The sequence below is a fragment of the Drancourtella massiliensis genome (assembly GCF_016900655.1).
Lineage (GTDB): Bacteria > Bacillota > Clostridia > Lachnospirales > Lachnospiraceae > Sellimonas > Sellimonas catena.
In genome coordinates, this window is sequence record NZ_JACJKH010000043.1 from 1 (window position 1) to 8,926 (window position 8,926).

The window sequence follows — 8,926 nt, forward strand, 5'->3', positions numbered from 1 at the left end:
TTCGCTGTTTATAAGTTATCTAAAGGAATGAGAGTAAAGTGGCACTTGGAGGTATCTCTCCGAAGTGCTTACTTTATGAGGGGGGAGATAGTGATTTGTTTATCAACTATCTGATTCTTAGTATAACCAGAAAATGTGTCTAAAATATGTGGAGATCATAGAAGAAAACGAAATTTTCTTAATAGTGGATTAAGATTTGCTGGTAAATACTGGATTTTGAACCGGTGGACAGGCTTCCCGGTGAACATAAAGAGCGGTCTTTGTTTATTTTTTTGTATAACAGGTATGTTTTTTGCTAATGTTCCAAAGGTATAAAAATGTATGATAAAGAAGTAGTAATATGTTAAAATGGACTCATTGTATGAAGTGGAGAATCTTATGAGATTATTAAAGCTGGTAATTGTAGATGATGAACCTATTTTGCTTCAGGGTTTATTAAATACTTATGACTGGAACAGTATGGGATTTCAGGTGGCTGGTCAGGCCCAGAGCGGGGAGCAGGCCATTCAGGTAATCAAAGAAGTAAAACCGGATGTGGTATTGACGGATATCCGGATGAAACAGATTACAGGCCTTATGGTTATGGAGGAAATCCAGAAGACGGACCTGGACTGCCTCTTTATTGTGTTGAGCGCATATAGAGATTTTGACTATGCACAACAGGCGTGTGATCTGGGAGCATTTGCCTATTTATTAAAACCGATTGAGGATAAAAAACTCGAAGAAACGATGAGGAGCGCTTATAAGACCTGCATAGAGCGCATGGAAAACGAAGAAAAATACGAGAGCTGGGAGAATCTGCTTGTAAAAGACCATAACAGTTTTCTTCAAGTCGTTATCCAGAAATATGTACAGAACAGGATTCTACAGGAAAGAATGGAAGAAGTGTTCAAAATACTTGGAGACATTCCGGGAAATGAAGACCGTTTTATTACGGTATGCGTGGACATCGACCTTACTTATAAGATTACAAACTCACTGGACTATGAAGCTTCCAGATTTGCGCTGATGAAACACCTGGAGGAAGTGATAGGGAACCGATTCTTTTTCTGGAAAATAGAGGGAGATGAGGGGAATGCGTTTATCATCCGGACAACGGATAAAGGCGCAGTCCTGGAACTGAAAAGGATTCTGGAGCAGATAAAAAGAGACGGACAAAGTCCGGTTGTAGCCGCAATTTCAAAACCATATAAAGGAATTGCCGGATTAAAAAAGGCTTATGTTGAGGCGCGAAAGCTGTTTGAGATGGCAAGTATATCCGGCGCAAGTGCGTTTACTGCTTCCGAAGACGTGGAAGTGACAGAATGGGAAGAACCGGGAACAGATGTAGACAATCTGATTATCAGTGCGGTACGGAAAAACAATCTGAAAGGATTGAAAGAAGCGTTTGTTCAGCTTATTTACAGTCTTCCAAATGAAGAAGAGCTGCAGTGCAAGTATTTGCATCATATCATGCTGAAAACAGAGTTTATGCTCCAAAGTTCATATGGACTGACAGAGGAGATTGAGGAAAAATTCCGCAATTACTATTATAATCTTGAGAATCTGAATGCGGCAAAAATGGTTGATGTATGTTACAAGATTCTGTGCGACGCTATTGAAGAGAGAAAAAATATGTCGGAGAAAGATACAACACGGTATTTCAAAGATTATATTTCGGAGGCGGCAGCGTACATAGAAGAACATCTCCAGGACGAAAATCTTTCTATTGTGACTGTAGCGGCACATATTTATTTGAATCCGGTTTATTTTGGAAGAGTATTTAAAAATACATTTCATATGACATTCAAAAAATACCTGATGCAGCAGAGGATGGAAAAAGCGAAGAAGCTGCTTCAGGAAGGAAGCGGCAGTATCGGAGATATCTGTGAGGCTGTCGGTATTCATAATCCATCCTATTTTTCGCATCTGTTCAAGCAGTACACCGGAAAAATTCCAAGCGAATACAAGAAAGAATATGAGGTATGAATCTGGGAATATGAAACATTACAAGAAAGGATCAGGAATACAACGGAGATATCTGAAATACACGGCGGCCCTTCTGGGGGCAGCACTGCTTCTCTCCAGTGTAGGAGTTGCATTCAGCGTAAGAAGCACATTGACGCGGTCTATTGTTGATAAGTATGAATTTATGACAGAAAGAATGGGGATAACCCTTGAAAATATGTTCCGGAAAAGTGATGAAACAACAGCAGAATGTATTTTGTATGACGATGTACAGCAGAGTCTTCGAAAGAGCGGACTGGAAGAGGTAAACAAAAATGCATTGAGCAAATATTTTGCGTATATCGATCTTGATCATGTGGCAGATTACTGCTACGTGGATAACAAAGGAAATGTTTACAGCCGGTCCTATTCCAATGTATCGTATGATGATGTAAAGAAGAGCGGATTCCAGAAGTATCTGGAAGGGGATTATTCACGCACAAAATGGTTCTGGGCGAAGGATTCTCTGTTTGGTACCGATAACTATGCGCTTTTTATCGGAAGATATGTGAGAAGTCTGGACTATGCCCACGAACCGGGAATGATGTTTTTCAAAATGGAAGAAGGCTTTTTGAATGAAATTACAGGGATCAGTCCGGAACTGGAAGAAGAGGCATCTGTAGGGATTATCGATGAAGCCGGCCAGCTCTGCCTTTCAGCCGCACCGGACGACTTTGGAGAAAAAGAAAATGTGCCGGACTATATTATAGAACGGCTTGCAGAAGTACAGGGCGAAGGGATGGTTCTTGAGGGAGAAAAGATAAAAGGCGGAGTGTTGTCGGTATACCATGATACAGACAGCGGGTTGTCAGTCTTTTCTTTTGTTCCGAACAGGATTCTGAATCAGGGCCTTATTCCGGTCTTTGTCGTACTGGGAACCATTTATCTGGTGGTCATAGCAGTAGCCGTGATTCTGAGTATTTACTTTTCAAGAAGATTTACAAGGCCGATCCAGACGATTAAAGAAGCAATGACAGAATTTGACGGTCAGAATTTTGACAAGACAATCGAACTTCACACGAATACAGAACTGGATGAGATCGGCCGGTCCTACAATAAAATGCTCGGCAACATCAACCGGCTTCTGGATGAAATCAAAGAGCAGGAGAGAGAACTGCGTACAACAGAGCTGAATATGCTGATCAGCCAGATTAATCCGCATTTTCTTTATAATACGCTGGATACGATCTATATGCTTGCCCGTATTAATAAAGAAGAAACTACTATGCGGATGATTCAGGCGCTTTCCAAATATCTACGTCTGTCACTTAGTAAAGGGAACGATATTGTAACCGTGGAAGATGAACTTGAAAATGTAAAAAGTTATATGGAGATTCAGCAGATACGGAACCAGGATCTTTTTTCCTATGAAATTGACTGCCAGGTGGATGCGGCAAACACCCATGTGCTGAAACTGATTCTTCAGCCCCTTGTAGAAAATGCTGTAAAATATGGCTTTCAGGATATTTTCAGCGGCGGCAGGATCGTAATCAGGATCCGAAGGGAGGAAGGCGCATTATGCCTCAGCGTATCCAATAACGGGACGCCGATTGAGCAGTCCATGATGGAAAAAATTAATGAGATGAATCATCTGCCTGTCACGGAATTGAAAAACTGTTTCCCGGATAAAAAACGTGGATATGGCGTAGTCAATATCCTGACCAGGCTTCGACTGAAATACGGATGCGGGGCGGCGTTTTACTGTCAGGCAGAGCAGAACGGAACAACATGTACGATTAAGATTCCTGAGGAGGCCAGAGAAAAAAGCAATGAAAAGAACGGGGAAAGAAAATAAGAAAGAGCTATATGCGGGAAAAGGTGTCCGGGCATCGGCAGCAATACTGCTTCTGGCGCTGATGGCTGCAGGTTGCTCCAAACAGACCGAGCAGCCCGTGGAGAGCAGCAAGGAAGTTTCCATTCCGATCATTCTCACAGTGGATTCCTCCACGGGGATCAGAAATGAGGAAAAGCTGATCAATACATTCAACCGGCTGTATGATGGAAAATGGCAGGCGGATGTAGAATGGATCATGGAGACGGAGGAGGAATACCGGCAGAATCTGAAAAGACAAAATGTCACAGACACGCTCCCAGCCGTTATTACAGATCTGCGGATGCTTCCGTCGTTTTATCAGATGGTGATACAGGACGGCCGGATCGAAGAGTTGTCGAAGTATATTGAGGAAGACGAAGAGTGGAAAGACATGATAGAGCCTTCCGTGCTGGAATCCTACAAAGAGGATGACGGAAGTATTTATCTGGGACCGATCAGCACGGCCGCGTTTGCGTGCTCCGGCATTTTCTGGAATGAGGAACTGTTTTCCCAGGCAGGGATTGAAAAGTTTCCGGAGACATGGGAGGAGTTCTGGGATTGCTGCGAACGGCTTGAAAGCGCCGGGATCACACCACTGGCACTTCATACGGAAGGGACAGCATGGGCGCCAATGCTGATCGCAACGGCAGAAGCAGCGTCCACACAAGAGGGACGGGATTTTATGCAGCAATTCTATCCAGAGAGCTATCAGAACGCAAGCGGGCTGCGTATTGCGGAAACTTTGCAGAAACTGTTTCAATATACAACAGAAGACGCAATGTATACGGACTTCGATATCTCCTATGAAAATTTCTTCTCCGGTCAGGCGGCGATGATTCCAAACGGGTACTGGATGATGGATCAGATTCCGGAGGAATGGCAGGACAAAGTGCGCTTTGCAGCATTTCCGGAAAACAAGCTGATCTCATCACCGGAGACATTTGGCTGGGCAATCGTCTCCGACTATAGTGAAGAAGTAAAAGAAGGTGCGGCCGCACTTCTGAAACTGCGTACAAAACTGAATATGGAACAAAGAGAAGAGCTGTTTACCGGCACTTCCGAAGAGATGATCCCCGCTCAGGCAGATTATATAGAAGTATATAAGCACAATCCGGAACTTGTTCCCAACTATCAGGTAAAGTGGAATTCCATTCTTCAGGAAGAAACACTGGGCGAGATATTACCGGATCTGGCATCTGGAAAGATCACTCCGGAAGAATTTACCAAAAAGGAAGACGAAAGTATTCAGCAGTTTCTGGAAGAACAGTAAGAAGGACCTGACATTGGCAGGGACGGCACAGATACACGCCGCCCGGTTTCAATGTCAGGTATTTTTTTTGATAATGATGGTTTTCTATTTGTTACCGGTCCGGCAGGAGGCATTGCTATAATACGATCAGAACACAAAAAACAAAAGTTTTTCGGGAAGGTGAGGAAGAATTATGAAGAGAAAAGTATTATCAGCTGTTCTGGCCGCAACAATGATAGCAGGACTTCTTGCAGGATGCGGAGGAAGTTCGGATTCAGACAAAAAGAGTACGGAAGATGCAAAAGGAAAAGTGTATTATCTGAACTTTAAGCCGGAGGCGGACGAGTACTGGCAGGAACTGGCAGAAACTTATACCGAGGAGACAGGAGTACCGGTAACAGTTCTGACAGCAGCTTCCGGAGAATATGAAAAGACATTAAAATCAGAGATGGCAAAAACAGACGCACCGACACTGTTCCAGGTAAACGGACCGGTAGGACTGGAAAGCTGGAAAGATTACTGCTATGATCTGTCCGGAACTGAGATTGCGGAAGAACTGACAGATGAAAGCTTCGCGCTGAAAGACGGAGACAAGACAGCGGGAATAGCCTATGTCGTTGAAAACTACGGAATTATTTATAACAAGGCTCTTCTGGAAAAAGCAGGATATTCTGCAGATGATATTACAGATTTTGAGAGCTTTAAGAAGGTTGTAGAAGACATTACGGCAAGAAAAGATGAACTCGGATTTTCAGCATTTACCTCTGCCGGCATGGACGGATCATCAGACTGGAGATTCAAAACCCATCTGGCAAACCTGCCTATTTACTATGAGTACAAAGATGAGGGAATCGATAATACAGACGCAATCAAAGGAACCTATCTGGATAACTACCGTCAGGTCTGGGATCTGTATATCAATAACGCGACCTGCGAGCCGACAGAAATTTCTACAAAGACCGCAGATGACGCGACAGCAGATTTCGTGACAGAAGAGGCTGTATTCTATCAGAACGGAACATGGGAATACAACAATATTGCAGATGTAGGAGATGAAAATCTCGGAATTCTCCCGATTTACATTGGCGTTGACGGAGAAGAAAACCAGGGCGTATGTACAGGAACAGAGAACTACTGGTGTGTAAATGCAAAAGCTTCTGAAGACGATATTCAGGCAACACTTGACTTTATGAACTGGTGCGTAACTTCTGATGAAGGTGTAGAAGCAATGTGTAAAGACATGGGATTCGTGATTCCATTCCCGAAGAATATGGAATCTGAAAATACACTTGTAAACGAAGCCAACAAGTATATGGAAGACGGGAAGACTCCTGTAACATGGGTATTCTCAACCATGCCGTCCGAAGAATGGAAAAACGGCGTGGGTTCTGCCCTTACAGCATATGCGGCAGATCAGACAGACGAGAACTGGGATGCAGTAGTAAAAGCGTTTGTTGACGGATGGGCAACAGAAGCGGCAGCGGCAAAGTAAAGGCGGATACATAGAAAAGCGGCGGCAGAGGAGTCTGGACGCCGCTTTTAAAAGGAGGACGATTTCATGGAAAAAGCGATAAAACGTTATATGCCGATTTTTGTGCTCCCTACATTCTTCGCGTTTATACTGGGATTTATCATTCCGTTTATAATGGGAATCTGGCTGTCGTTCTGCAATTTTACAACGGTTACAGATGCAAAGTTTGTAGGAATATCAAATTATATAGAAGCATTTAAAGATACGGTGTTCAGACATTCATTCTGGTACACTGCACTGTTTGCGGTTGTCTCATTAGTAGTAATCAACGTGTTTGCGTTTGCGCTGGCACTGGCATTGACGCAGAAAATGCGGGGAACCAATATTTTCCGGACGATTTTCTTCATGCCGAACCTGATTGGAGGAATTGTATTAGGATATATCTGGCAGCTGATTTTCAACGGGATTCTGGCACAGTATCATACGGCGCTGGGATTGAACGAGTGGTACGGCTTCTGGGGAATGATTATCCTTGTCAGCTGGCAGCAGATCGGTTATATGATGATCATTTACATTGCCGGACTTCAGTCAATTCCGGGCGATGTGATGGAGGCGGCTCAGATTGACGGCGCATCCGGTATTCAAAGGCTTTTCCGGGTTACCATCCCTATGATGATGCCGTCCATTACAATCTGTATGTTCCTTTCGATTACAAATGGATTTAAGCTGTTTGACCAGAACCTTTCCCTGACGGCAGGAGAACCGTCCAAGATGTCCGAGATGATGGCACTGAACATTTTCAATACTTTCTATGGACGTACCGGCTGGGAAGGCGTAGGACAGGCAAAAGCAGTTATATTCTTTGTAATTGTAGTTGCAATCGGTCTCATTCAGCTCAGGGCAACACGCTCAAAGGAGGTGCAGCAGTAGATGAAAAAGAAACGTATGCTGAGTACAGCCGGTACAGGTGTGTTTACTGTTCTCGGACTGATTTATATCGCGCCGATTCTGATTGTACTTATGAATTCCTTTAAGAAAAAAGTATTCATCAATAAAGAACCTTTTAAACTGCCGATAGAAAAAACGTGGAACGGTATCGAAAACTATCTGACAGCGATAGACAAATATGAATTGCTGAGTGCCGTAGGCTGGACTGTATTTATTACCGTAGGATCTGTACTCGTAATTCTCGTGTGCACATCCATGTGTGCCTGGTATATTACAAGGGTCAATACAAAATTTACCAAAGCATTCTATCTGATGTGCGTATTTTCCATGGTAGTTCCGTTCCAGATGGTTATGTTTACCCTTTCACTGGTGGCGGACCGGACCGGGCTCAATACTCCGTGGGGAATCATCATAATATACCTTGGATTTGGAGCAGGGCTTGCAGTCTTTATGTTCTGCGGCTTTGTAAAATCGATTCCGCTTGAAATCGAAGAAGCGGCAATGATTGACGGATGCACACCGCTCAGGACATTTTTCAGCGTAGTGCTTCCGATTATGAAACCGACCTATATTTCCGTCGGAATTCTCGAAACAATGTGGATCTGGAACGATTTCCTGCTCCCGTATCTTGTACTGGATCTGAATAAATATAAGACCATTTCCATTGCTGTCCAGTATATGAAAGGAAGCTATGGAAGGGTAGATATGGGTGCGATTATGGCGGCCCTGATCATAGCTGTTATACCGGTTATTATCTTTTACCTGTCATGTCAGAAACACATCATCAAAGGCGTGGCAGCCGGTGCTGTAAAAGGATAAATACCTCTGAAACATGTGGCAGAAAACCGCCCCTTTTTACAATAAGCTGCCCGGTTTCATCGTTCGTTTTGAAAAATTCCTCCGATTATCGGATATTTCTGATAATCGTAGGAGTTTTTTTATATTCTATAGGAAAGTCCTTCGAATTCTTCTATAGAATAAAAAGCCCTCCGGGCAAAATGTACACGCCGCAATAAGAGCTTCTCCACTTTGAGCTTATGCTTCTTTTAAATCAGGCAGATATTCTGCTGTGAATTCCTCTACGGAGGAAGCTCTGGCAGCACCCCGGATCCATTGATTCAGGCACTTCATATCTGTCTCACTCGTGATCCGTTCCCGAAGTGCTTCCGGGACCGGCCCAAGATCGGATAAAAGCAGCAGTATGGAATCAGCTTTACCTCTTGCTTCTCCTTTTGCTCTCTCCGCCTGCACGTCATACGCTTCAAAATGCTCAAACAACATGGTGAAATCCCTCCGTTCAATTTGATCAGTGAAGTCGCCGATTTCTTCTTTCGGAATGTTCAGCCGATGCAGGAATGCCGCAATGATCTTGGCGATCAGTTTTAAAAGAGACTCAGGGGAGTCACGGCTGATCTTCTCCAAATAGTCATCCGGAATTTCTGCGAGTTCGTGAAATTCG

The 8,926-nt window shown here is 43.7% G+C and carries 7 protein-coding genes; 6 read left to right on the forward strand and 1 reads right to left on the reverse strand.

Translation table 11 applies throughout. The features are described from left to right. The first annotated feature begins 378 nt into the window (after positions 1-378). The 6 genes from H6A32_RS15210 (at position 379) to H6A32_RS15235 (ending at position 8,286) form a co-directional block, all read left to right on the forward strand. Positions 379-1,968, forward strand: a complete 1,590-nt coding sequence (locus H6A32_RS15210) for a response regulator (protein WP_204864760.1) — start codon at positions 379-381, stop codon at positions 1,966-1,968. A gap of 10 nt (positions 1,969-1,978) precedes the next feature. Continuing rightward, positions 1,979-3,781 (forward strand): sensor histidine kinase, encoded by a 1,803-nt coding sequence (locus tag H6A32_RS15215; RefSeq protein ID WP_204864761.1) that lies wholly within the window; start codon positions 1,979-1,981, stop codon positions 3,779-3,781. Further along, on the forward strand, positions 3,756-5,069 hold the full coding sequence (locus tag H6A32_RS15220) for an ABC transporter substrate-binding protein (RefSeq protein WP_204864762.1): 1,314 nt from the start codon (positions 3,756-3,758) through the stop codon (positions 5,067-5,069). The genes H6A32_RS15215 and H6A32_RS15220 overlap by 26 nt, the downstream gene beginning before the upstream one ends. A gap of 172 nt (positions 5,070-5,241) precedes the next feature. Further along, entirely contained in the window at positions 5,242-6,540 is a 1,299-nt protein-coding gene (locus H6A32_RS15225; RefSeq protein ID WP_207753169.1) for an ABC transporter substrate-binding protein, read from the forward strand. Between the two features lie 66 nt (positions 6,541-6,606). Further along, positions 6,607-7,449: a carbohydrate ABC transporter permease gene (locus H6A32_RS15230; protein ID WP_204864763.1), complete on the forward strand. Its 843-nt coding sequence runs from the start codon at positions 6,607-6,609 to the stop codon at positions 7,447-7,449. Then, the gene (locus tag H6A32_RS15235; RefSeq protein ID WP_204864764.1) at positions 7,450-8,286 is read left to right on the forward strand and encodes a carbohydrate ABC transporter permease; all 837 of its coding nucleotides are present in this window, start codon (positions 7,450-7,452) and stop codon (positions 8,284-8,286) included. A 216-nt stretch (positions 8,287-8,502) separates the two neighbouring features. Here H6A32_RS15235 and H6A32_RS15240 read toward each other — a convergent pair. After that, positions 8,503-8,926, reverse strand: a 424-nt coding sequence (locus H6A32_RS15240; protein WP_346342299.1) for a hypothetical protein, incomplete at its 5' end; no start/stop codon positions are given.